At 44.5% G+C, this 23821-nt stretch carries 21 protein-coding genes; 5 read left to right on the top strand and 16 right to left on the bottom strand.

Going from position 1 to position 23821, the window contains the following annotated elements; all coding sequences use genetic code 11:
* Positions 1 to 113: 113 nt before the first annotated feature.
* The gene (locus tag NB504_RS14565) at positions 114 to 1574 is read left to right on the top strand and encodes a sodium-dependent transporter (protein WP_017045264.1); all 1461 of its coding nucleotides are present in this window, start codon (positions 114 to 116) and stop codon (positions 1572 to 1574) included.
* On the top strand, positions 1574 to 1669 hold the full coding sequence (locus NB504_RS14560) for a MetS family NSS transporter small subunit (RefSeq protein WP_010319106.1): 96 nt from the start codon (positions 1574 to 1576) through the stop codon (positions 1667 to 1669). The genes NB504_RS14565 and NB504_RS14560 overlap by 1 nt, the downstream gene beginning before the upstream one ends.
* Before the next feature lie 362 nt (positions 1670 to 2031).
* Here the strand turns inward: NB504_RS14560 and ptsG are convergent, their stop codons facing one another.
* The 14 genes from ptsG to yceD form a co-directional block, all read right to left on the bottom strand.
* A complete protein-coding gene (gene ptsG / locus NB504_RS14555; protein ID WP_013856413.1) occupies positions 2032 to 3462 on the bottom strand; it encodes a PTS glucose transporter subunit IIBC in 1431 nt (476 codons plus the stop codon).
* A gap of 427 nt (positions 3463 to 3889) precedes the next feature.
* Positions 3890 to 4675: a TatD family hydrolase gene (locus NB504_RS14550; RefSeq protein ID WP_170898670.1), complete on the bottom strand. Its 786-nt coding sequence runs from the start codon at positions 4673 to 4675 to the stop codon at positions 3890 to 3892.
* Positions 4666 to 5652 (bottom strand): DNA polymerase III subunit delta', encoded by a 987-nt coding sequence (holB, locus tag NB504_RS14545; protein WP_258429140.1) that lies wholly within the window; start codon positions 5650 to 5652, stop codon positions 4666 to 4668. The genes NB504_RS14550 and holB overlap by 10 nt, the downstream gene beginning before the upstream one ends.
* 9 nt (positions 5653 to 5661) lie before the next feature.
* Positions 5662 to 6306, bottom strand: coding sequence for a dTMP kinase (gene tmk / locus NB504_RS14540; RefSeq protein ID WP_094147851.1), 645 nt, complete (start codon positions 6304 to 6306; stop codon positions 5662 to 5664).
* Positions 6303 to 7319 (bottom strand): endolytic transglycosylase MltG, encoded by a 1017-nt coding sequence (gene mltG / locus NB504_RS14535; RefSeq protein WP_064625716.1) that lies wholly within the window; start codon positions 7317 to 7319, stop codon positions 6303 to 6305. The genes tmk and mltG overlap by 4 nt, the downstream gene beginning before the upstream one ends.
* Positions 7316 to 8113: an aminodeoxychorismate lyase gene (gene pabC, locus NB504_RS14530; RefSeq protein WP_094125422.1), complete on the bottom strand. Its 798-nt coding sequence runs from the start codon at positions 8111 to 8113 to the stop codon at positions 7316 to 7318. The genes mltG and pabC overlap by 4 nt, the downstream gene beginning before the upstream one ends.
* A gap of 77 nt (positions 8114 to 8190) precedes the next feature.
* The gene (fabF, locus tag NB504_RS14525; RefSeq protein WP_026028275.1) at positions 8191 to 9435 is read right to left on the bottom strand and encodes a beta-ketoacyl-ACP synthase II; all 1245 of its coding nucleotides are present in this window, start codon (positions 9433 to 9435) and stop codon (positions 8191 to 8193) included.
* A gap of 90 nt (positions 9436 to 9525) precedes the next feature.
* Positions 9526 to 9759, bottom strand: a complete 234-nt coding sequence (gene acpP, locus NB504_RS14520) for an acyl carrier protein (protein WP_014204679.1) — start codon at positions 9757 to 9759, stop codon at positions 9526 to 9528.
* 234 nt (positions 9760 to 9993) lie between these two features.
* A complete protein-coding gene (fabG, locus tag NB504_RS14515) occupies positions 9994 to 10728 on the bottom strand; it encodes a 3-oxoacyl-ACP reductase FabG (protein ID WP_026027249.1) in 735 nt (244 codons plus the stop codon).
* 19 nt (positions 10729 to 10747) lie between these two features.
* On the bottom strand, positions 10748 to 11671 hold the full coding sequence (gene fabD / locus NB504_RS14510; RefSeq protein ID WP_019280908.1) for an ACP S-malonyltransferase: 924 nt from the start codon (positions 11669 to 11671) through the stop codon (positions 10748 to 10750).
* A 63-nt stretch (positions 11672 to 11734) separates the two neighbouring features.
* Positions 11735 to 12685: a beta-ketoacyl-ACP synthase III gene (locus NB504_RS14505; protein ID WP_010319117.1), complete on the bottom strand. Its 951-nt coding sequence runs from the start codon at positions 12683 to 12685 to the stop codon at positions 11735 to 11737.
* A gap of 5 nt (positions 12686 to 12690) precedes the next feature.
* Positions 12691 to 13716, bottom strand: coding sequence for a phosphate acyltransferase PlsX (gene plsX / locus NB504_RS14500; protein WP_017042562.1), 1026 nt, complete (start codon positions 13714 to 13716; stop codon positions 12691 to 12693).
* A gap of 9 nt (positions 13717 to 13725) precedes the next feature.
* Positions 13726 to 13896 (bottom strand): 50S ribosomal protein L32, encoded by a 171-nt coding sequence (gene rpmF / locus NB504_RS14495; RefSeq protein WP_010319119.1) that lies wholly within the window; start codon positions 13894 to 13896, stop codon positions 13726 to 13728.
* A gap of 33 nt (positions 13897 to 13929) precedes the next feature.
* Positions 13930 to 14454, bottom strand: a complete 525-nt coding sequence (yceD, locus tag NB504_RS14490; protein WP_010319120.1) for a 23S rRNA accumulation protein YceD — start codon at positions 14452 to 14454, stop codon at positions 13930 to 13932.
* 146 nt (positions 14455 to 14600) lie between these two features.
* Here yceD and NB504_RS14485 point away from each other — a divergent pair, with 146 nt between their 5' ends.
* Complete coding sequence (locus NB504_RS14485) at positions 14601 to 15185, top strand: nucleoside triphosphate pyrophosphatase (protein ID WP_258429139.1); 585 nt, start codon at positions 14601 to 14603, stop codon at positions 15183 to 15185.
* A 106-nt stretch (positions 15186 to 15291) separates the two neighbouring features.
* On the opposite strand, the gene rluC is transcribed toward NB504_RS14485, so the two are convergent.
* A complete protein-coding gene (rluC, locus tag NB504_RS14480; protein ID WP_094133167.1) occupies positions 15292 to 16239 on the bottom strand; it encodes a 23S rRNA pseudouridine(955/2504/2580) synthase RluC in 948 nt (315 codons plus the stop codon).
* Positions 16240 to 16854: 615 nt separating this feature from the next.
* Here rluC and rne point away from each other — a divergent pair.
* Both rne and NB504_RS14470 read left to right on the top strand, forming a co-directional pair.
* Positions 16855 to 19941 carry a ribonuclease E gene (gene rne, locus NB504_RS14475; RefSeq protein WP_094128977.1) on the top strand — a complete coding sequence of 1029 codons (3087 nt, stop codon included), beginning with the start codon at positions 16855 to 16857 and terminating at the stop codon, positions 19939 to 19941.
* Positions 19942 to 20063: 122 nt separating this feature from the next.
* Positions 20064 to 20939 carry a DMT family transporter gene (locus NB504_RS14470; protein ID WP_258429138.1) on the top strand — a complete coding sequence of 292 codons (876 nt, stop codon included), beginning with the start codon at positions 20064 to 20066 and terminating at the stop codon, positions 20937 to 20939.
* A gap of 122 nt (positions 20940 to 21061) precedes the next feature.
* On the opposite strand, the gene adhE is transcribed toward NB504_RS14470, so the two are convergent.
* Positions 21062 to 23734 carry a bifunctional acetaldehyde-CoA/alcohol dehydrogenase gene (adhE, locus tag NB504_RS14465; RefSeq protein ID WP_013856398.1) on the bottom strand — a complete coding sequence of 891 codons (2673 nt, stop codon included), beginning with the start codon at positions 23732 to 23734 and terminating at the stop codon, positions 21062 to 21064.
* Positions 23735 to 23821: the final 87 nt, after the last annotated feature.

Here is a 23821-nt window from a genome sequence, read left to right as displayed (position 1 = left end):
TGGCGCAAATATTCACGGTCTATTTAGTGTACCGATAGTATTCATCACTCCAACACTGGCTCCGCAGCCGAAGAGAAGCTTCATACCTCAGGGAAGTCGTAAAGGAGTAAACAATGAAGCGAGAACAATGGGGATCCCGTGCAGGGTTCATTCTGGCTGCCGTAGGTTCGGCTATCGGTCTTGGAAACATATGGCGTTTCCCTTATATGGCTTATGAGAATGGGGGTGGTGCATTCTTCATCCCTTACCTTTTCGCCATGATCACAGCGGGTATACCGTTTATGATCCTAGAGTTCAGCATGGGTCAAAAGCATCGCGGTTCAGCACCAGCCACTCTGGCTAAAATTCACGCAAAATTTGAATGGTTAGGTTGGTTCCAAGTAGGGGTTGCCGCTATTATTGCTGTGTATTATGTGGCCGTTATTGGCTGGGCTATTTCCTACTTTGGTATGTCGTTTACACAAAGTTGGGGAACCGATACTAATGCTTTCTTCTTTAGCAACTATTTAGCACTAGGCGATAATTCACCGACCAATCTCGGTAGTATTCAATGGAAAATCGCCATTGCAATGCTGATTGCATGGGCCATTACTTATGCTGCTATCGTCGGTGGAGTGAAATCTGGAATCGAACGCGCTTCAAAAATCATGATGCCAATACTGTTTATCATGGTACTGCTTTTGATTGGCCGCATGATTTTCCTACCAGGTGCATTAGATGGTGTGAACTACATGTTTGAGCCTGACTTTGACAAGATCTGGGATGTGAAGGTTTGGGCTGCTGCTTATGGACAGATTTTCTTCACCCTAAGTATTGGTTTTGCCATCATGCTGGCGTATTCCAGCTACCTTCCTGAGAAATCAGACATAACGAATAACGCCTTCATGACAGTATTGATCAACTGTGGTTTCTCAATTCTGGCGGGGATTATGATTTTCTCTGTTCTTGGCTACATGGCTCATGAACAAGGCAAACCGTTGACAGAAGTCGTGTCTGCGGGCGTTGGGCTTGCATTCGTTACGTTGCCAGCGGCTATCAACCTATTGCCAGCGCCCTATATTCTTGGGCCAATCTTCTTCTTTGCACTTGTTGTTGCAGGCCTAAGCTCACACATATCAATCATTGAAGCCGTCACCTCAGCCGTCATCGATAAGCTAAAATGGAGCCGTAAAAAGGCCGCTAATGTAGTTATCAGTGTAGGGTTTTTGGTTTCAATGGCCTTTGCGACCAACGGTGGCCTGTTGCTACTCGACCTTGTCGACCACTTCGCAAACAACGTGGGCATTATGGCGAGCTGTCTAGTGGAACTTACGCTCATGGCATGGCTATTTAAGATTTCTGACGTACGCAAATACGTGAACAGCATTTCCGATTTCAATATTGGCGTGTGGTTTGATATTTGTCTGCGCTTTATCTCACCTGTAATTTTGGCCATTATTGTCGCCACAAAACTGAACGCTCTATTCACAGAAGGTTACGGTGGTTATGACCTCACCCTAGGATGGGTCATGATCGGGTTACTATTCGCTATAGGCGTAACAATCAATGCAACAAGCCGCAAGGAGTGCAACTAATGACGACAAGTGCAATTATTATGATGATTATTGGTTTGGGCATTACGTGGGGTGGCGCCGCCATCTGCATTAAAAAAGCCATGAACAAACAATAATCCTGTTGATTCTAAAAGCCGATGTCATCATCGGCTTTTTTTATGCCTGTCGACAACCGCTACACCTGCCTCTTGAAGCCAAACCTATTCATGCCACCAAAACCACAGCAAAATTAAACAAGTGATGTGAATAAAGGAATAGAGCGAAATAGCCCTTACTTGATTATCGTTTGAGATAAAAGAGAATTAAGTCAACAAGCCAAGTGTGAGATCCGTCTTATCGCCGCAAGCGGACAACTCAACTAATAAATGAGATGGCAATGATCAACTTATAAAAATAGGGGATGGCTGATGAACGAGTTAGCGGCAAAAGAAAAGGAGGCTTTCGCCTCCTTTTTTATAGGGGAATGAAAAGATATGAATTAACCGTGGTTACGGATCCACTCATCCATTTCAGTTTTAAGGTTGTCAGACTTAGTACCAAAGATAGCTTGAACGCCACCCGATACAACAACAACACCCGCAGCACCAAGCTGTTTCAATTTCTCTTGGTTTACTGCTTCTGTTTTAGCAACAGAAACGCGTAGACGAGTAATACATGCATCTAGGTTAGTGATGTTTTCTTTACCACCAAAGGCTGCAACAAGTTCACCAGCTAACTCACTACCTGTAGCAGAAGAAGCCTCTTCAGATTCATCTTCACGACCTGGAGTTTTCAGGTTCATCGTACGGATAACGAAAGTAAACACGACATAGTATAGAACTGCATAAGCAATACCTAGACCAACCAATAGCAACATGTTTTCAGCACGAGGAGATTGAACAACAAAGTCAATGAAACCGTTCGAGAACGTGTGACCGTGAACAACACCTAGAGCGTTAGTCAATACATAAGCAAGACCAGCTAGCAAAGCATGAACAACATAAAGTACTGGAGCGATGAATAGGAACGAGAACTCAATAGGTTCTGTAATACCCGTTAGGAATGAAGTCAATGCAGCTGACGCCATGATACCCATTACTTTGGCACGGTTTTCTGGTTTAGCACTGTGTGCAATTGCAATTGCTGCAGCTGGAAGACCGAACATTTTGAATAGGTAGCCACCCGCTAGTTGACCGAAACCGTTACCTGCAGCGCGAGACGCATCATCAGCAGTCAAGAAACAAGTCATGATACCGTGAACGGTAGTACCTGCATTGTTGGTACATGTACCTGCTTCATAGAAGAAAGGCACGTTCCAGATGTGGTGAAGACCAAATGGAATCAATGAACGCTCAACAACACCGTAGATACCAAATGCGGTTACTGGGTTTTGGTTAGCAGCCCAATCAGAGAATGTTGCGATAGCTGAACCTACAGGAGGCCAAATGATAGATAAAACAATACCTAGAGCAATCGCAAGGAAACCCGTAATGATTGGTACTGCACGTTTACCCGCGAAGAAGCCAAGATATTCAGGAAGTTGAATTTTGTAAAAACGATTGAATGCCCAAGCAGCAACACCACCTGCAAGGATACCACCAAGAACGCCCGTCTCGATGTTATCAACACCCATTACGACTGCCATTACTTTTAGCGTCGCAACCATGATGCCATAGCCAACAATTGCTGACAGGCCTGAAACACCATCGTTATTCGTGAAGCCTAATGCTACACCTACTGCAAAGAGTAGTGCCATTTGACCAAAAACCGAACCACCAGCTTGTTCCATTAAATGTGAAACAACTTCTGGTAGCCAGCTAAAGTTCGCTGCACCCACACCAAGCAAAATACCCGCAACTGGTAAAACTGATACTGGAAGCATCAGAGCCTTACCAACTTTCTGCAGGTTTGCAAAAAGGTTTTTAAACATGTTTATGCTCCTGATTAAGTTATTAGAATTGTTTGGGTTCTAACGGCACACCCCCGTAGCCTAAATGTTAGCACCCAATGAAAATGTAACCACATATCGCATTATATTTTTCGCCTCTAAATATATCTTGATGCCACTCAAACTTTCTAGTTAGTAACGAAATTTTGTTTCAAAACAATAGACCGATCACAATGCGGGAGGGTGTAAACCCTGCCAATCAATTAATATAACTTCATGTTTTATAATGATATTGTTAACAATACCATTAATTTCACAGAGTGAATAAAATTAGCGCACTTGTTATTTTTAGTAACAAAATTACAATTTTAACTTTCAAGCTTATTTTTTCAACAGATTAAGTAAACAAGGTAATAAGTTGTTAATTATCACGCTAACTTGATAAAAAACGCCGTCTTACACGCATTTCTCACGACAATTCAACTTTCCGTCGCAAAAAAAGATTTTGGTAATTTTCGGTCGTTTTTTCTTCAATTACTTTTAATGACAGACTTTTTAGCTGTGCAATATAAGCAGCAACCTCAACAACGTAGGCTGGCTGATTTTGCTGACCACGGTGTGGAACCGGCGCAAGATAAGGGGAATCAGTTTCAATCAGCAAGCGTTCCAAGGGCAGCGCCTTCACAACTTCTTTCAATTCTGTCGCTTGTCTAAACGTGACAATTCCTGAGATAGAAATATAAAAGCCAAGCTCCATAGCGGCTTGTGCAAAGGCAAGATCTTCAGTAAAACAATGGATAACACCACCGCACCTTTCTGCCCCACCATTACGGAGCATTTCAAGAGTATCAGCCCGGGCATTTCGTGTATGAATAATCAAAGGTTTGTTAAGGGCAACGGCGGTTTCAATGTGCTGTGAAAACCGTAACTTCTGTAATTCAGCCGTTTCCGGTTGATAGTGATAATCTAGCCCCGTTTCGCCAATCGCCACCACTTTGGGATGACTCGCGTATTGATGGAAGCGGGTCAATTCAAAATGACTTTCAACGTCAAGTGGATGAACACCACAAGAAGCATGAACATTATCAAAGGGCTGAATAAGCTCTAACATTGGTTCAAAAGAATCCAGCGTTACGCCAACAGAAAGCAATTGCTTAACATTGGCTTGACGAGCTTTTTCTACTACATCAGCAACATCGATATGGAGCGTATCGTAATCAAGTTTATCTAAGTGGCAGTGCGAATCTACAAACATGTTTTCTCATCATTAAAGTTAAATAGCCAATCGCTGATCAGTAGCTCGCTATTGAGTCCACTAAACGTCTTTAGTTCTTCCATTAAACGAGTTAATGCCTTGGTTTGGCGATAAAGTACTGGGTAGCTGATCTGTTTTGCTAATCGAAGGCTAATAGGAAGCTGCTGCTGTTCAACCACGCCAAATTGTACCTTTTGCGTATCGGTCAACATGGTCCACAACCAAGCCAAATATTGGGTAGTCGCCTCATTAATCTGCTTCACACAAGCGGAAATATCGGCACTGACATCGGTTAAGCAATGAGCAATATTTTGCTCAAAAGCCTGATATTTTGCTAACTCTCCCGATTGAATAAACGCCAACGTATTTAGTGGTGAATAACCATTTAAATGCGCCGCATAAGGAGGGACAGGTTGCGATGTCTGTTCACTTAACCAATGCGAGACTTGTTCACTGCTCGGTGGTGTCAGCACCGTTTTTTGACAGCGACTGATAATGGTTGGGAGTAATGGGTTGATACGAGAGGCGACAAGTAAGAAAAAACAATTGCGCCCCGGAGCTTCTAACGTTTTGAGCAGTGCATTCGCTGCTGATTCATTCATGGAATCGGCGGGATTAATAACGATAAAGCGAGCACCAGAAAGCTGCGCCGATTCTTGAGCCAACTTATTGCATTGCCTAATTTGATCAACGGTAATCGCCTTCCCCTCTTTTTCAGGCGAGATCAGATGAAAATCAGGGTGACTACCAGACTTCATCAATTCGCAGCTATGACAAAACCCACACGCTTCTGAATGGCTATGCGAACACATCACTGCTGCACTCAACTTCTCAATGAGCCGTTCAGCGCCCAGCCCTGAGGGAGAAACGAGTAAGCTCGCCGCAGGGAACTGCTGGTTATTGAGGCTGGTTTGCCACTGAAGCCAATAGCCTGCTAACCAAGGATACAGATCATTTATCATTAATTTGTTACTCAATGTTTAGCTCTAGTTTCTCTCTAGCATATTGGTTTCTAGAAACTGGTTTAACGCTGCTTTGATAGAGAATGCCACCGCTTCTATTGTTTGTTCAGCATTAATCACAGCCACGCTTTTATCTTCCTTAGCTAGGGCAAGGTAACGTTCACGCGTGCGCTCAAAAAAACCAATATCCATTTTTTCGATACGATCAAGCTCACCTCGACCTCTGGCTCTTTCTAAACCGATGCTCGGATCTAGGTCCAAATAGAGAGTAAAATCTGGCTTAAAATCACCTAGCGTTACCTTTTTAAGGTTTTGCATCGTTTCTAGCGGAATTTGCCTCCCACCACCTTGGTAGGCTTGAGAGGACATATCATGGCGATCACCTACCACCCACGAACCAGCCGCAAGTGCAGGCTTAATCACATTTTCAACCAATTGAACACGAGCGGCGTACATTAATAGCAGCTCAGTCATATCCTGAAGCACTTCACCGTCATGCTCTTCTTTGACTAAAGCGCGCATTTTTTCTGCTAAAACAGTCCCGCCTGGCTCACGAGTATGAGTGATATTTGTCACGCCGAACTCAATAAGTGTTTCTCTAATGGATTGAATAGCAGTGCTTTTTCCTGCGCCTTCTAAACCTTCTACAACAATAAATTTAGCATTCATGACTGGGTTCTTAACTGTTTTAAATAAGCGCGAACAGCGCGATTATGTTCATTCAATGTTTTAGAAAAAACGTGCCCACCAGAGCCACTGGCAACAAAATACAAATAATTGCTCTGCTCTGGGTTTAATGCCGCTTTGATTGAGGCTTCCCCCGCCATCGCAATAGGCGTAGGAGGTAAACCAAAAATAGTATAAGTATTAAATGGCGTCGGTGTTCTTAAGTCTTTTTTACGAAGATTGCCATCGTAGGCATCGCCAAGCCCGTAAATGACCGTAGGATCAGTCTGTAGCCGCATCCGTTTATTGAGTCGATTGACAAAAACGGAGGCAATGCGCCCTCGCTCTGAAGCAATAGCCGTTTCCTTTTCAATAATTGACGCCAAAATCAACGCTTCATAAGGCGTTTTAATTGGCAGATTTGGCTGGCGATTGGCCCAATGTTGATCGAGTATTTTCTCAAGACGTCTATTGGCCCTTTTTAGGATCTCAAAATCGGTCGTTCCAAAAGGGAAATGATAAGTCTCCGCCAGAAACAGTCCTTCAAGCTTTTGCTGCTCAATGCCTAATTTTTGGGCAATGTCGGCTTCTGCCAAATCAGCTATCGTGTTTGTCACGCCTTCGGTTTGTGCAAGCAGAGCTCGCCACTCATTAAAGCGGCTCCCTTCGACAAAGGTAATAGAGAACTGATGCTCTTTACCGGATATCACGTCCCTTAAGAGATCGATCAATCGATCTCCGGGTTGTACTTGGTAAGTTCCCGCCTTAATTTTGGTTATTTCAGGATGCAGACGTCGCACTAACTTGTACATCGAAAAATCCGTTATCCATTTTTTCTCATTCAATAGCGTTAATACGCCATTAAGGCTCGTACCTGATTTTATGGTCACAACTTGCGATGAAGGAAGCGATAGAGGCTGTTCTAAATAAGCATCTACCTGTCGCTCAATGTAGAAATATCCAGCTCCAACGGCGATAATGATCAGCAGTAATACAACGAGAATTCGATTAATCACGAGTTAAAACGCTCCTGAAAATAGCGTGTTATTTTACCAATAGGGAAAATCGTATTTGCAATTGCCGTGACAGGCGCAACGCCTAATAAGGAGTTAGTAATAAACACTTCATCTGCCGACAATAACTCTTCTAATGAGAATGCTCTCACCTCAACCTTGAGATCGGTAGCAGCCGCCAATAATACACGGCGAATAACCCCAGCTACGCCTGCATTGTCTAAGCTTGGCGTACATAACCTATCCCCTGACACCCAAAAAATATTTGCAACCGTAGTTTCTATGACATGCTCATTGATGTCTAGCGCGATGCCGTCAGCGTACCCTTTTGCATCCATCTCTGACTTCAATAAAACTTGTTCTAGTCGATTGTTATGTTTGTGACCCGCCAATAATGGCGAGAGTCCCATCCGCTGTTGGCAAACACCAAGCTCGATACCATCGGCTATCCACTGCCCATAATGGGCTGGATACTCAAAGGTACTGATAGTGACTTGAGAATCGCCAACGTTAGCAGGGCTATAACCCCGACCACCTTGTCCGCGGCTAATATGAATTTTCACACCGGATTTCGCGGTACTAGGAACGATCGTTGAGAGCCAATGTTCAACTTGCCGCCAATCAGGGGCGGGAATAGCTAAACACCGCAAACAAGATTCCATGCGTTCAACGTGCATATCCCAATATTGAAGCTCACCATCGCAAACGAGAATCGTTGTGAAGCAACCATCCCCATACTGAAAAGAGCGATCAGTAAGAGATAGAGTGTCACTAGGTTGTCCATTTACCCAAAACATCGTGCTTACTCCACAAAAAGAAACGGCTCAATGCTAAGCATCAAGCCGTTCAAACTCAAGTGTCACAACCACAATCATTAGATTTTTTTGAAAATCAACGAGCCGTTTGTACCACCAAAACCAAAAGAGTTACAGATTGCATATTCCATACCTTCCACTTTGCGGGCAGTGTGTGGAACAAGATCAATGCCTAAACCTTCTTCTGGATCATCAAGGTTAATGGTTGGTGGAACAATTTGGTCAACTAATGACATAACGGTGATAATGGCTTCTACAGAACCAGCCGCGCCTAGCAAATGACCAGTCATCGATTTAGTAGAAGAGACAAGAACTTGTTTCGAACCTTCTTCACCTAAAGCGCGCTTAACACCTTTAATTTCCGCAACATCACCAGCTGGAGTCGAAGTACCATGAGCGTTGACGTAACCGATTTGAGTACCTGTTACGCCCGCATCACGCATCGCGGCTTCCATCGCTAACGCACCGCCTGAACCGTCTTCGCTTGGTGAAGTCATGTGATAAGCATCACCAGACATGCCAAAGCCAACTAACTCAGCGTAAATCTTCGCACCGCGTGCTTTAGCATGTTCATATTCTTCAAGAACCATAACACCCGCACCATCGCCTAGAACAAAGCCATCACGGCCCTTGTCCCAAGGACGAGACGCTTTTTGCGGTTCATCATTACGCGTAGACAATGCTTTTGCTGCGCCAAAACCCGCCATGCCAAGTGGTGTCGATGCTTTTTCTGCACCACCTGCCACCATCGCATCGGCATCACCGTATGCAATCATACGTGCCGCATGGCCAATGTTATGTAAACCTGTTGTGCATGCGGTAGAAATAGCGATATTTGGACCACGAAGACCACGCATGATAGACAAGTTGCCTGAAACCATGTTGACAATCGTTGAGGGTACAAAGAACGGGCTCACTTTACGTGGGCCTTTTTCTACCAAGGCATGATGGCCAGTTTCAATCAAGTCAAGACCACCAATACCAGAGCCGATAGCAACACCGATTCTTGGGGCATTTTCTGGAGTTACTGTGATACCAGAATCATTAAGTGCTTGGATACCCGCCGCAATACCGTACTGGATAAAGAGATCCATCTTACGGGCATCTTTTTTAGACATATACTCTTCGCAGTTAAAGTCTTTGACTAGACCTGCAAAACGAGTTGAAAAATTGGTGGTATCAAAATGTTCGATATTAACGATACCGCTTTGACCAGCTAGCAGGGCTTTCCAAGAAGATTCTACAGTGTTGCCTACCGGTGACAACATACCCATGCCAGTGACAACGACACGACGCTTGGACACGATCATATTCTCCGGAGTTGAAAAGTTCTATGAGAGGTATAGAAGAGTTAGAAAAACTCAGGCGGCCAGAGGGCCGCCTGGGGAGAGATATTACTGAGCGCTGTTTACGTAGTCGATTGCAGCTTGAACAGTAGTGATCTTCTCAGCTTCTTCATCTGGAATTTCAGTATCGAATTCTTCTTCTAGAGCCATTACTAGCTCAACTGTATCTAGAGAATCAGCACCTAGATCTTCTACGAAAGAAGCTTCATTCTTTACTTCTGCTTCGTCTACACCTAGCTGTTCAACAATGATTTTCTTTACGCGTTCTTCGATGTTGCTCATGTTTTCTTTTCCTTTACAGATTTCGCCTAATGCGATGGTTCCGTAGTTTATTCTAACTAGGGAAAGTTGCAAGTGGGTCATTGCTGGTCAAACCACAATTTTACCGATTTTAACCGAAATTAAGACCATTTTTGACTTAAATCATGCACAAATGTTGCGCATATAGTTAGCAAGTTTTACACGTTGTTGACAATAGCAAAGCCTTTATTTCATCAATAACGTTCAAAAACCAACTTATACCATGTACATCCCGCCATTTACGTGCAAAGTTTCACCCGTAATGTAGGCAGCCTCTGGAGAAGCTAAAAATACCACTGCCGACGCAATTTCGCGTGGATCGCCTAAGCGGCCAGCTGGCACTTGGGCTAGTGTAGCAGTACGTTGGTCATCATTCAGCGCTTTTGTCATATCTGTTTCGATAAAACCTGGCGCAACTGTGTTAACCGTCACACCACGAGATGCAACTTCGCGAGCCATCGACTTAGTAAAGCCAATTACGCCGGCTTTTGCCGCTGCGTAGTTGGTTTGACCAGCGTTACCCATAGTACCGACCACAGAGCCCACATTGATGATGCGACCATTGCGCTTTTTCATCATGCCACGTAGCACCGCTTTCGATAAGCGGAAGATAGACGTTAAATTGGTATCAATAATATCTGACCATTCATCATCTTTCATGCGCATTAAGAGATTATCACGAGTAATCCCGGCATTATTCACAAGAATATCGATCACGCCAAACTCGTCATTGATGGTTTTCAGCGTCGCTGCGATAGATTCCACATCCGTCACGTTCAGCGCTAGGCCTTTACCATTATTACCAAGATATTCACTGATTGCCGCTGCACCGCTTTCGCTAGTAGCCGTGCCGATCACCGTTGCACCGCGTTCAACTAATAATTCAGCGATCGCTCGGCCAATACCACGGCTTGCGCCAGTCACGAGAGCAATTTTGCCTTCTAGGTTCATCATCTATTCTTTCCTTTGATTACTTAACGGCATCAAGTGAAGCAATGTCATTCACTGCTGCTGATTCAAGCGATTTAATAATGCGCTTAGTCAGGCCTGTCAAAACTTTGCCTGGGCCAACTTCAAGCAGCTTTTCTATGCCTTGCTCACTCATCAACTGTACACATTCCGTCCAACGAACAGGGCTGTATAGTTGACGAACTAACGCATCTTTAATTTTGGCCGGATCAATTTCTGCTATTACATCCACATTGTTGATAACCGGAATTTGTGGTGCATTAAATTCAATCGATTGTAATGCAACCGCTAACTTGTCTGCTGCTGGCTTCATTAAAGCACAGTGAGAAGGAACAGAAACTGGCAATGGCAGCGCGCGCTTTGCTCCGGCCTCTTTACATAACTGACCCGCACGTTCAACTGCATCTTTATTGCCTGCGATGACAACTTGGCCTGGCGAGTTAAAGTTAACTGGTGAAACCACTTCACCTTGAGCAGCTTCTTCACACGCTTTTGCTATCAGCTCATCATCAAGACCGATAATAGCCGACATCGCGCCTACGCCTGCCGGAACGGCTTCTTGCATTAACTGACCGCGCAGCTCTACTAATTTGATGGCTTGCTTAAAGTCAACTACACCAGCACACACCAGTGCGGAATACTCACCCAAGCTATGGCCAGCAAGCAAGGCTGGCTGATCTAAACCTAGGCTTTGCCATAGCCGCCAAAGGGCAACAGAAGAAGCGAGTAATGCCGGTTGAGTACGAGAGGTTTGGTTAAGATCTTCTACTGGGCCATTTTGTACCAATGCCCATAAATCATAACCCAGCACTTCAGAAGCTTCGGCAAATGTCTGTTGAATGACATCATACTGCTGACCAAGTTCTGCAAGCATACCAACTGATTGCGAGCCTTGACCTGGAAATACGATAGCAAACTTGCTCATTGTTTGTTTCCTTAAGTAAAAACAAGAGGTTGAACCAACCCCTTAAAATAAAAATCTATCCGCTTAAAACTTAACGAGTGCCGAGCCCCAAGTAAAACCACCACCGAAGGCTTCAAGCAATAACGTTTGACCACGTTGAATTCGACCATCTCGCACGGCTTCATCGAGCGCTGTTGGGACGGTAGCAGCAGACGTATTACCATGGCGATCAAGCGTTATGACGACTTGGTCAAGTGACATCGATAGTTTTTTCGCGGTCGCGGAAATAATGCGATAGTTAGCTTGATGAGGCACTAACCAATCTAATTCTGATTTGTGCATGTTATTGGCAGCAAGCGTATCTTTAACAAGCTTAGAGAGTTGCGTCACTGCCACTTTGAAGACTTCATTACCCGCCATATAGAGCCATTTATCAGCATCACCACCACGCTCTGGAACAGGTAAACTCAAGAGCTCACCAAACTCACCATCAGAATAGATATGAGTCGACAAAATCCCTGGCTCTTCACTTGCACCAATAATGACGGCGCCTGCGCCATCACCAAATAAAATGATTGTCGAGCGGTCTGTTGGATCGCAGGTTTTAGACAAGGCATCAGCACCAATGACAAGAATGTTTTTACACATACCCGATTTGATGTGTTGATCTGCAATCGATAATCCATAGACAAAACCCGAACAGGCCGCCGCTAAATCAAAAGCGGGACATCCTTTGATGCCAAGCTTACCTTGCACCTGACATGCCGCCGAAGGAAATGCATGGCTACTGCTGGTTGTAGCAACAATAATCAGATCAATATCGTTTTTATCAATGCCGGCCATTTGAATGGCATTTTGCGCTGCATAGAAAGCCATATCCGCAACAGTTTCATTCTCCGCGCAAATGCGGCGCTCACGAATACCAGTACGGGCAATAATCCACTCATCGCTTGTCTCTACCATTTTCTCTAAATCTGCGTTAGTACGCACCTGAGATGGCAAGTAGCTGCCAGTACCTAAAATTTTGCTATACATGAAGACTAATAATGCCTCTCGAGTAAAACCGCTTCCAAACGATCGCTTATACGGCTGGGGACTTGTCGTTTGACCTCGTGTACCGCTTCGGAAATCGCATTCACGACGGCGAGTACATCAGCACTTCCATGACTTTTTATGACAATGCCGCGCAATCCTAACAAACTTGCGCCGTTATACTGGTCGGGGTTCAATGTTTTTAGTTCAGTAAATAATGAAGAAAACAGTTTTCGTGCAATCCAACCCTTTATGGATGAGCCCAAAAGTTGGCTTTTTAACTTATCAATAAAGAGTTGTGCTGTGCCTTCACATGCTTTCAGGCAAACATTACCGACGAAACCATCGCAAACAATCACATCAGCGACATCATCCAACAACTGATTACCTTCGATATAGCCGATATAGTTGACGGCCTGAGTTTGATTCAGCATTTCAGCGCAACGCTTCACTAAATCATTCCCTTTAATCTCTTCCGCACCAATATTAAGGATGGCAACTTTTGCAGAACGACCTAAATGCTGTTCGGCCAGCGCACTCCCCATGACAGCAAATTGAAACAGAGAATCTGCATCACTTGATACGTTCGCACCCAAATCCAGCATCCAAGTGCGTTGACCTGAAGCCGTCGGCAACGCTGAAACTAATGCAGGACGATCAATGCCGGGCAGCAATTTCAGACGAAAACGAGATAACGCCATGAGCGCACCTGTATTACCACCACTGACACAAGCATCAGCACGGCTATCAGAAACTAGGTCAATTGCTATGCCCATTGAACTTCCAGCACTATTGCGTAAGGCCAGAGAAGGTTTTTCGGAGTTAGAAATAACGCGGTCACTGTGCAAAATACTCAAGCGAGTATTAAGTTCATAACCTAATTGAGATAATTGATGTGTGATCAAAACTTGATCACCAACGAGGATCACTTTGAGCTCTGGGAAATGCGACAGTGCCTGCACGGCGGCAGGCACTGTTACGCGAGGACCGAAATCCCCGCCCATTGCATCAAGTGCAACGGTTAAATATTGCAAAGGTCAACCTTACTTGCTGATAACCTTTTTGCCACGGTAATAACCGTCAGCAGTCATGTTGTGACGTAGGTGAGTTTCACCTGAAGTCGCATCTACAGATAGTGCAGATGTAGTTAGCGCATCATGTGAACGACGCATGCCACGACGTGCGCGTGATTTTTTGCTCTTTTGTACGGCCATTGACCCTACTCCTTTGTCTTAACCTATAACGAATTATCGTTTTAAGTTTTTTAAAACATCAAATGGATTCGGCTTTTCTTCCGCTAGTTCTTCTGGAAGTTCACCAAATACTAAATTGTCTGAATTAACGCTACATTCCGCTCTATCGTGCATTGCTACTTGTGGCAAATTAATGATGAACTCGTCTTCAACTAATTGTACAAGGTCGATCTCACCGTACTCATTCGGATCTACCAAATCGTACTCTTCCGGTGCGTCTTCATCCGTTTTACTCCCCAAGTAAGGAGTATACTTGAATTGGACTTCGCACTCATGTGCGAAAACCTTGTTACAGCGTTGACACTCTAAATCGACAGAGATGTTAGCTTTACCAGAGATAACAACTAGTCGCTGTTCATCAAGCCCAAATGACAATGAGACTTGTGCGTCGCGTTTAACGCCTGCGACTGATTCTTCTAAACGCTTAAAAAGACTGAGTTGGATGATACCATCACAATCAAGTCGTTTTTGAGCTGCTTTAGCCGGATCAATCGATCGCGGTATTTTTACCTTTTGCATAGGGCGCGAATATTATCTTCCAAATCGGTTTTAGTCAAAGAAAAAGGCAAAAAAGTTCGTTTTTTCCCCTTTCCACTGAGAGAATTATGTACAGCATGTCTGATTGATATATGCTGCGGTAAAATTCGCAGCAATTCTAAATCAAAATGCAAAATTACCAACTAGTTTTAGCATCTACTTCGCCGTTTCGGCAGCAATTACTTAAAAAGCTGGATCTACCTTTTGTTACCTGCTCGCCTAATTGCGACGAAACTCCGTTGCCTGGTGAGCCCGCACAAGATCTGGTGACTCGTTTAGCGGAAACGAAAGCAAGATCTTGCCATCCAAACCAACCCTGTTTAGTCATCGGTTCTGATCAAGTTTGCGTGATTGACGGTGAGATTATTGGCAAACCTCATACTCAAGAACAAGCCATTAAGCAGTTACTCAAACAAAGTGGAAAAGCCATCACTTTTTATACTGGGCTTGCGGTTTACAACTCAGTCTCTGGTCAATGCATGGTCACCGTAGAACCCTTCACGGTTCATTTTCGCTCTTTATCTACCGAGATGGTGACGGCTTACGTGGCAAAAGAACAGCCACTACAGTGCGCAGGCAGCTTTATGTGTGAGGGCCTGGGCATTGCACTTTTTGAACGTTTAGAAGGTGATGACCCTAATAGTTTGGTTGGGCTACCATTAATTAAGCTAGTCTCAATGCTTGAGTCTCAAGGCATTACCGTTTTAGGATAATGATTAAAAGTGAGCGCCTTGATCTGCGCTCACTTTTATACCATGACTTCGACCATTACTTTATGTTTCTACTATGTTGCTACTCGTTAGCGAATGAAAGCTGGCCTTAAGCGTTTCTCAATTTGACTAATGCTTGCTCTAGTTGAGTACCGAGTGGTGCATTAATGTCCATTAACGCCTCTGTCGAAGGGTGAATAAAACGAATATTGGCCGCGTGTAAGAATAATCGGTCAATGCCAAACTGTGCGGTATATGCGTCAAAACGGCGGTCACCATAACGATCATCCCACGCAATCGGGTGCCCTGTATACTGAGTATGAACGCGAATCTGATGAGTACGGCCAGTGATCGGACTGGCTTGCACCAAAGTTGCTTGTGCAAACTGTTCAAGGATCTTAAAGCGCGTTTCCGATGCTTTACCGTTTGGATTGACTCGCACAATGCTGTTCACTTCATTTTTCAATAGTGGCGCATTCACGACTTTACAGCTGCTTTTCCATTGCCCCATAACTAAAGCAAAGTAATATTTTTGAATCGTTTTTTCTCTAAACTGGGCTTGGAGATGGCGCAACGCGGAACGTTTTTTAGCCACTAATAAAATGCCCGACGTATCGCGATCGATACGGTGCACCAATTCCAAAAAGCGAGCTTCTGGGCGCAATGCACGTAGCGCTTCAATTGCGCCAAATTTCAAACCACTCCCACCATGAACAGCCGTACCGGAAGGTTTATTCAGAATAAGTAAGTGCTCATCCTCAAAAATAATGCAGTGTTCTAGCTCAGCGACTTTACTCAATTTGGTATTGGGTGTGTTGCTCTCTTGATCCGACTGTTCGAGAGTCACTGGTGGTATTCTCACCACATCACCAGCCGATAACTTATATTCTGCTTTGATGCGTTTTTTATTTACACGAACCTCTCCTTTGCGCAGGATTCGGTAAACCATACTTTTGGGAACGTTTTTTAATTGGTTACGCAAAAAATTGTCAATGCGTTGACCAGCCATATCTTCATCGATATCGATGAGCTGGACTTGGGTTCTAATTTCACTCATGGGCGCCATTGTACCACTGTAAATTGTTTAAATTCACATTTTCTTCGCCACAAAAAAGAATATTTTCATCTGCTGTTTAATGGCAAATTGGCGAGAATTACACCAATTGAAATGTGACTGTGGATAAAATTAAATATTACCCATTACAATTCTTACTTTAACAACTAAAACTCTTTGATAAACATTAAATTAGCCATCTAACTTTTAGACCTATTCTCATTTTTTTGACCTGTTCATAACAAAGCAGATTGCTGTGTTTACCTGTCACTGCTATAGTTCACAGCTGCAATGAATGATTCGGTGATTTTTTATTCTTTACCGTCCATTTTTGAGCAAAATAGTGAGTAGACTGCTAAGCGTCAATGTGCTGCACATGGCGTAAGACACTATTGAGCGAAGCTATCTTGTTGCTCTACTCATCGTCATTTCATGTTGAGTATTTTCCGCCAATACGCGGATCGCAGGCAATCGTGTGCGTGCGATAACTGAAGTGCCCTAGAGCATCCCCTCCAGCCGGGAGGCTGCACCTTTTAGTCATGGGATCTGGCACCGTGAAAACGAAACCCAGCAACAAGTCCAATAATCAAAACTAAAGAAAGATAACGAGATTTTTAAATGAAAAGAATGCTAATTAACGCAACTCAAAAAGAAGAGTTGCGTGTCGCGCTGGTTGATGGCCAACGACTTTTTGATCTAGACATCGAAAGTCCAGGACATGAATCTAAAAAGGCGAACATCTATAAAGGACGTATCACCCGTGTTGAACCGAGTTTAGAAGCTGCATTTGTTGATTACGGCGCTGAACGTCACGGTTTCCTTCCTCTCAAAGAAATTGCCCGCGAATATTTCCCTGATGGCTACACTTACCAAGGCCGTCCAAACATCAAAGAAGCGCTTAAAGAAGGCCAAGAAGTTATTGTCCAAGTTGAAAAGGAAGAGCGAGGCAGCAAAGGCGCTGCGTTGACCACTTTCATTTCTCTTGCTGGTAGCTACCTAGTTCTTATGCCAAACAATCCTCGTGCCGGTGGTATTTCACGCCGTATCGAAGGCGATGAGCGTACCGAATTAAAAACCGCATTGAGCAGTTTAGAGCTTCCTCAAGGCATGGGCCTTATCGTTCGCACTGCAGGTGTGGGCAAAAGTGCGGAAGAGCTAGAGTGGGACTTAAACGTTTTGCTCAATCACTGGAGCGCAATCAAACAGGCTTCCGATTTGCGTCCTGCACCGCTACTTATTCACCAAGAGAGCAACGTCATTGTACGCGCAATTCGTGATTATCTGCGTCGTGACATTGGTGAAATTCTAATTGATAGCAACACTATTTATGAACGTGCCCTTGAGCACATTCGTTTGGTGCGTCCTGACTTTGTGAGTCGTGTAAAAAAATACGACGGTGAAGTACCCCTATTTAGCCATTACCAAATTGAAAGCCAAATCGAATCGGCTTTCCAGCGTGAAGTGCGTTTGCCTTCTGGCGGCTCTATTGTTATCGACCCAACCGAAGCATTGACCTCAATTGATATCAACTCTGCTCGTGCAACAAAAGGCGGCGATATTGAAGAGACAGCGCTTAACACCAACTTAGAAGCAGCCGATGAAATTGCTCGCCAATTACGTCTGCGCGATTTGGGCGGATTAGTGGTTATCGACTTCATCGATATGACTCCTGTCCGTCACCAACGTGAAGTAGAAAACCGTTTACGCGATGCCGTACGCCTAGATCGTGCTCGCGTACAAATTGGCCGAATTTCACGTTTTGGCTTGTTAGAAATGTCGCGTCAGCGCTTGAGCCCATCACTTGCCGAAGCAAGTCACCATATCTGCCCACGCTGCTCTGGTACCGGGGTGGTTCGTGATAATGAATCTCTTGCGCTCTCTGTTTTACGTCTCATTGAAGAAGAAGCACTAAAAGATAATACCGCTCAAGTTATGGCGGTGGTTCCCGTTCCTATTGCATCTTATCTACTCAATGAAAAACGTCGCTCAATCAATCATATTGAACGCATTCAAGAAGTCGAGATCACCATTGTCCCTAACTCTGAAATGGAAACGCCTCATTTTGAAGTGATCCGTGTCCGTGAAGGGGAAGAGCAAGAAATACTCTCTTACTTAGTGCCAATGAAACTAGAAGCACTGAAAGAAGCAGAAGGCAAAGAAAGCTCAGATATCGATTTCAAACCAAAACGCATTGAAGAACCAGCGTTGAAAGGGTTTGCTGCTCCAGCACAAACTATTCCAGCTCCAACACCTAAAGCAGAGGTAGCGGTTCCAGTCAAAGAGATCGCTGTTGAACCAGGCAAACCAGGTCTATTTGGCCGCATCGTTAAAGCTCTTGGTAGCATCTTCTCAACCACCACGGAAGAGGTGAAAACTGAGGAAGAGCAACAAAAACAAGAAAACGAACGTAGCCAAGCACCACGCCAGCGTCGTGATCGAAATGACCAACGTCGTCGTAACGGACGCGGTGAAAATGTTAATCGCGACAACGCAAACCGTGACAGAAACAAACGTAAACCTGTCAATACCTCTGCTCTTGTTGAAGAAACACAAGACAAAGAAATTGTTGCTACCAACGAGCCTCGTAAGACACAAGCTCGCAAGCCAAAACAAGAGCGCCGCAACAAGCGTGATGACAGCAAATCTGAAAAGTTAGCGGAGCAAGGGCTACAACTTGCGGCTGAAGCGCAAGCCGTTACCTTGACAGCGAATGAAGAGAAAACGGAAGAGAAAACGGCAAAAGTCAAAGAACGCCGTCAACGCCGTAAGTTAAACAAACAAGTTCGTGTAAAAGATCAGACAATCGCTCAAGAACAACCAGAAGCTGAAATGTTGATCAATACAACCCCGGCAGCAGAGGTTATTGAAGCCGTAAAAGCTGAAACAGCACAATCTGTTGAGACATCGGTCGTTACACCAAACGACGACAATGAGAATGACGATCAAAATCAACGTCGCAATCGCCGCTCCCCTCGTCATTTACGAGCCAGTGGTCAACGTCGACGCCGTGGTCGTGATCGTCGCCCTAACCCATTCCGTTTACGCAAAGGTGGGGTTGCCTCTCCTGAGATGGCAATGGGTAAAGTGATGCCTCGCTATGACCTCTCTAAACCTGTGTATCAAGCACCGGTAACAGAGCAAGTCGCAGCGGTTGAACCTGTTCAACAAGTGGCAGATGTCGTGGATAACAATACTGAGATAACGTTAGGTGGTTTTGCTTTCCCTGAAATGGCAATGGGTAAGGTCATTATTCGCCACGAAGAAAGCCAGAGCGTCGTTGAAGAACCTGTTACAGTCTCTTTGCAGGACGCTATTGAACCTCAAGTACCATCGACAGTGGTAACAGAATCGGTTTCAGTCACAGAATCGGTCACTGTAGAAGCCGTTATTTCAGAGCCAGTGATCGCAGAAGTTGTTATTGAAAAGACTACCGCTATTGAGCTCGTTGTCGAAGAAAAAGCCACGACAGAGAAAGTACCAGCATTGAAGGTTGAAGCAGTAACTAAGGCACCTGAAGCCGTATTACCCAAAACAATCAAAGCGCATGCATTCTCTCCGATGACCAAAGCCTCAGGCTCTTTGTTGCTCAAAGAGATTGAAATCGTATCAGCACCTTTCCATGCTGAACGAATTGCAACTCGTGCAGCAGGCAGCCAGTCAGCGCAAAGTCAAGCTGGTGCGGCAATGACTAAACCACAGTATTAATCTCTGAACCGAGTTTAAATACCATTAAAGGGCTGCATTCGCAGCCCTTTTTATATTCCGCTTGCCCAATATCTCTGCATCTCATAGCATTGCCTCTTTCTTGTCACTCAAAATGGACTTCCATGACTTGGATCTTATTCACCCTTCTGGCCGCATTCATGCAATCTTGGCGCAATGCATTCCAAAGTCGCTTAGCAACTGAGGTCAGTACTACTGGTGTTACCCTTGCCCGCTTTCTTTGGGCTGGCCCTATCGCGGCTCTGTATCTCATCACTTTGTATCATTTCATACCCGCGAAATTACCTACATTGTCATTGACCTTTATCGCTTTCATTATCGGCGCGTCATTGATGCAAATCGTCGCGACTGCGCTCATGGTTAAGCTTTTTAAATTAAATAACTATGCTGTAGGTGCTGGGCTAGCCAAAAGCGAAGCCTTAGTTGCCGCTATTTTAGGAATGATTTTTTTGGGGACTCATTTGACAGGCTTGGGCTGGATTGGCGTCATCGTTGGTGGCATTGGTGTATTTTTGATGAGCACGCACGGCAATGTTAAGCAGCTTTCAATGCCAACTGTTTTACTGGGATTAAGTTGTGGTAGTGCCTTTGCGCTCACTTCATTGTGGGTACGTGAAGCCAGTTTAGCACTTGGCTTACCCTTTCCACACAGTGCTGCTTGGGTATTATTGTTGGTCATTTCACTGCAGACTTTATTACTGCTAATTTACCTAATGGTGACCGACAACAACTCATTAAAACAATTATGGATAAGACCTAAGCTGACGCTATTAACCAGCACAAGTAGCTGTCTTGGTTCTATTGGTTGGTTCAGTGCAATGTCTCTTCAAACCGTACCTTATGTAAAAACTTTAGGCCAAATTGAGATCTTTTTTACGATGTTAATTTCTATTTTTTGGCTAAAACAATCGGTGAAAATTAAAGATGGGCTGGGGCTTGTTCTAATCGCAATTGCCGCTATTTTAGTCATGTGGGGATAAATCCCACCCACGCTTTTGATAATGAAGTTGCTCGATAAAAAAAAGCCTCACCAGATGGTGAGGCTTTATCTTTTCCCGATAGAGATTGTTTCGTGCTAGCGAAAATCCCTCAATAACTCAGCTTACTTTTTCTTTGCTGGTTTTTGGTCATCTTTCTTCTTGATAACGGTAGTGCCTTCGAAGGTTTCACCTTCAACAAACGCTGTACCATAGTAAGCCGCAAGAAGTACTTCTTTTAGCTCAGAAATCAGTGGGTAGCGTGGGTTTGCACCAGTACATTGGTCATCAAACGCTTCAACTGATAGCACGTCAACTTTTGCGAGGAAATCCGCTTCATTCACGCCAGCCGCTTGGATAGATAGCGGGATGTCGAGATCTTTCTTCAGCTCTTCCAACCAAGTCAGTAGACGTTCAATCTTCTGAGCAGTACGGTCGCCCGCTTGGCTCAAGCCCAAGTGGTCAGCCACTTCAGCGTAACGACGGCGTGCTTGTGGACGGTCGTATTGAGAGAACGCAGTTTGTTTGGTTGGGTTATCATTCGCGTTATAGCGCACAACGTTAGAGATAAGCAATGCGTTAGCAAGGCCGTGCGGGATGTGGAACTCTGCACCGATCTTGTGCGCCATAGAGTGACATACACCTAAGAACGCGTTAGCAAAAGCAATACCTGCGATAGTCGCTGCATTGTGCACTTTTTCACGAGCAATTGGGTCTGCTGCGCCATTTTTGTAGCTTGATGGTAGGTACTCTTTCAGCATCTTAAGTGCTTGTAGAGCTTGACCATCAGAGTATTCGTTCGCAAGAACAGATACATAGGCTTCAAGAGCGTGAGTCACAGCATCGTAACCACCAAATGCCGTTAGAGACTTAGGCATATTCATCACAAGGTTCGCATCAACGATAGCCATGTTAGGTGTTAGCTCATAATCCGCTAGTGGGTATTTAGCACCTGTTTTGTCGTCTGTTACCACGGCAAATGGTGTAACTTCTGAACCGGTACCTGAAGTAGTCGTGATACAAACCAATTCTGCTTTTTGACCCATTTTAGGGAACTTGTAGATACGTTTACGGATATCCATAAAGCGCATTGCAAGCTCTTCAAAGTGAGTTTCTGGGTGCTCATACATAACCCACATGATCTTCGCCGCATCCATTGGTGAACCACCACCAAGTGCTAGAATCACGTCTGGTTGGAAACTCTTCATTGCTTCAGCGCCTTTCTCTACGACAGATAGAGTTGGATCAGCTTCTACATCAAAGAATGTTTGAACTTCCATACCGTTTGACTTCAGCAGAGTCACTACGTCGTCTGCATAACCGTTGTTGAATAGGAAACGGTCAGTAACTAGGAATGCGCGTTTTTTGCCTTCAAGATCGCTCATAGCGATTGGAAGGCTACCACGACGGAAGTAAATTGACTTAGGTAGTTTATGCCACAACATGTTTTCAGCTCGCTTCGCAACAGTTTTCTTGTTGATTAGGTGCTTAGGACCTACGTTCTCAGAAATCGAGTTACCACCCCAAGAACCACAACCTAGCGTTAGAGATGGTGCAACGTTAAAGTTGTAAAGGTCACCAATACCACCATGAGTGGTTGGGATGTTTACAAGAATACGCGCCGTCTTCATTTTGTCACCAAAGTAACGGATACGGTCTGCATTAACGTCTTGGTTAGTGTATAGACCAGAAGTGTGGCCGATACCGCCGATTTCTACCATTCTTACTGCTTGTTCTACCGCGTTCTCGAAAGAAGTCGCGCGGAACATGCCAAGTGTTGGAGAAAGTTTTTCATGTGCGAATTCATCGTCATAAGAAACTTCGCCAATACCTTCACCGACAAGGATTTTAGTATCTGCTGGAACTTTAACGCCCGCCATTTCAGCGATGGCTGTTGCTGGTTGGCCTACGATTTTCGCGTTTAGTGCGCCATCGATAAGCAGTACCTTACGTACTTTGTCTGCGTCTGCTTTACTTAAAACATGCGCTTTATGGCTCGCGAAACGCTCTTTCACTTCGTCATACACTTCGTCCATAACGATAACCGCTTGCTCAGAAGCACATACCACACCGTTATCGAATGTTTTAGACATAAGAACAGAAGCAACTGCACGTTTGATGTCTGCCGTTTCGTCGATTACAACTGGAACGTTACCTGCACCTACACCGATTGCTGGTTTACCTGACGAGTAAGCTGCTTTCACCATGCCAGGACCACCTGTTGCAAGGATAAGTGCAATACCTTCGTGCTTCATTAGCGCGTTAGATAGCTCAACTGAAGGTTGATCAATCCAGCCGATGATATCTTTTGGCGCGCCAGCTGCAACTGCTGCATCTAACACGAGTTTAGCTGCATCGTTAGTTGAATTTTTCGCACGTGGGTGTGGCGAGAAGATGATACCGTTACGAGTCTTCAAAGAGATGAGAGATTTGAAGATTGCAGTAGAAGTAGGGTTAGTGGTTGGAACGATACCGCAGATGATGCCTACAGGCTCAGCGATAGTCATCGTGCCTAGGTTTTTATCTTCTTCAAGAATGCCACACGTTTTTTCGTCTTTGTATTTGTTGTAGATGAACTCAGACGCAAAGTGGTTCTTGATTACTTTATCCTCAACAATACCCATGCCTGATTCCGCTACCGCTTGTTGCGCTAGAGGGATACGAGCTTGGTTAGCTGCTAATGATGCTGCGCGGAAAATTTTATCTACTTGCTCTTGAGAGTAAGTAGAGAATTCTGCTTGAGCCGCTTTAACGCGCGCTACTAGAGCATCAAGTTCAGCTAAATTAGTTACAGGCATAATGGATCTCCTAAAAATAGAAAAATGTTAAAAACTCTTTATTAAGTTTGCAGCTTTGTGTTTTTGTTTTTTCTCAACAGCTTAAAC

Source organism: Vibrio sp. RM-69-4, from assembly GCF_024743775.1.
GTDB classification, from domain to species: Bacteria; Pseudomonadota; Gammaproteobacteria; order Enterobacterales; family Vibrionaceae; genus Vibrio; species Vibrio anguillarum.
This window is presented reverse-complemented; position numbering and strand designations above follow the sequence as displayed.

Excerpts from the sequence above, each read along its gene's own strand:
- NB504_RS14565 (WP_017045264.1), top strand. The coding sequence starts at position 114 with ATGAAGCGAGAACAATGGGGATCCCGTGCAGGGTTCATTCTGGCTGCC.
- NB504_RS14560 (WP_010319106.1), top strand. The coding sequence starts at position 1,574 with ATGACGACAAGTGCAATTATTATGATGATTATTGGTTTGGGCATTACG.
- ptsG (WP_013856413.1), bottom strand. The coding sequence starts at position 3,462 with ATGTTTAAAAACCTTTTTGCAAACCTGCAGAAAGTTGGTAAGGCTCTG.
- NB504_RS14550 (WP_170898670.1), bottom strand. The coding sequence starts at position 4,675 with ATGTTTGTAGATTCGCACTGCCACTTAGATAAACTTGATTACGATACG.
- tmk (WP_094147851.1), bottom strand. The coding sequence starts at position 6,306 with ATGAATGCTAAATTTATTGTTGTAGAAGGTTTAGAAGGCGCAGGAAAA.
- pabC (WP_094125422.1), bottom strand. The coding sequence starts at position 8,113 with ATGTTTTGGGTAAATGGACAACCTAGTGACACTCTATCTCTTACTGAT.
- acpP (WP_014204679.1), bottom strand. The coding sequence starts at position 9,759 with ATGAGCAACATCGAAGAACGCGTAAAGAAAATCATTGTTGAACAGCTA.
- fabG (WP_026027249.1), bottom strand. The coding sequence starts at position 10,728 with ATGAACCTAGAAGGCAAAATTGCTCTCGTGACTGGCGCAAGCCGTGGT.
- fabD (WP_019280908.1), bottom strand. The coding sequence starts at position 11,671 with ATGAGCAAGTTTGCTATCGTATTTCCAGGTCAAGGCTCGCAATCAGTT.
- NB504_RS14505 (WP_010319117.1), bottom strand. The coding sequence starts at position 12,685 with ATGTATAGCAAAATTTTAGGTACTGGCAGCTACTTGCCATCTCAGGTG.
- rpmF (WP_010319119.1), bottom strand. The coding sequence starts at position 13,896 with ATGGCCGTACAAAAGAGCAAAAAATCACGCGCACGTCGTGGCATGCGT.
- yceD (WP_010319120.1), bottom strand. The coding sequence starts at position 14,454 with ATGCAAAAGGTAAAAATACCGCGATCGATTGATCCGGCTAAAGCAGCT.
- NB504_RS14485 (WP_258429139.1), top strand. The coding sequence starts at position 14,601 with ATGCAAAATTACCAACTAGTTTTAGCATCTACTTCGCCGTTTCGGCAG.
- rluC (WP_094133167.1), bottom strand. The coding sequence starts at position 16,239 with ATGAGTGAAATTAGAACCCAAGTCCAGCTCATCGATATCGATGAAGAT.
- rne (WP_094128977.1), top strand. The coding sequence starts at position 16,855 with ATGAAAAGAATGCTAATTAACGCAACTCAAAAAGAAGAGTTGCGTGTC.
- NB504_RS14470 (WP_258429138.1), top strand. The coding sequence starts at position 20,064 with ATGACTTGGATCTTATTCACCCTTCTGGCCGCATTCATGCAATCTTGG.
- adhE (WP_013856398.1), bottom strand. The coding sequence starts at position 23,734 with ATGCCTGTAACTAATTTAGCTGAACTTGATGCTCTAGTAGCGCGCGTT.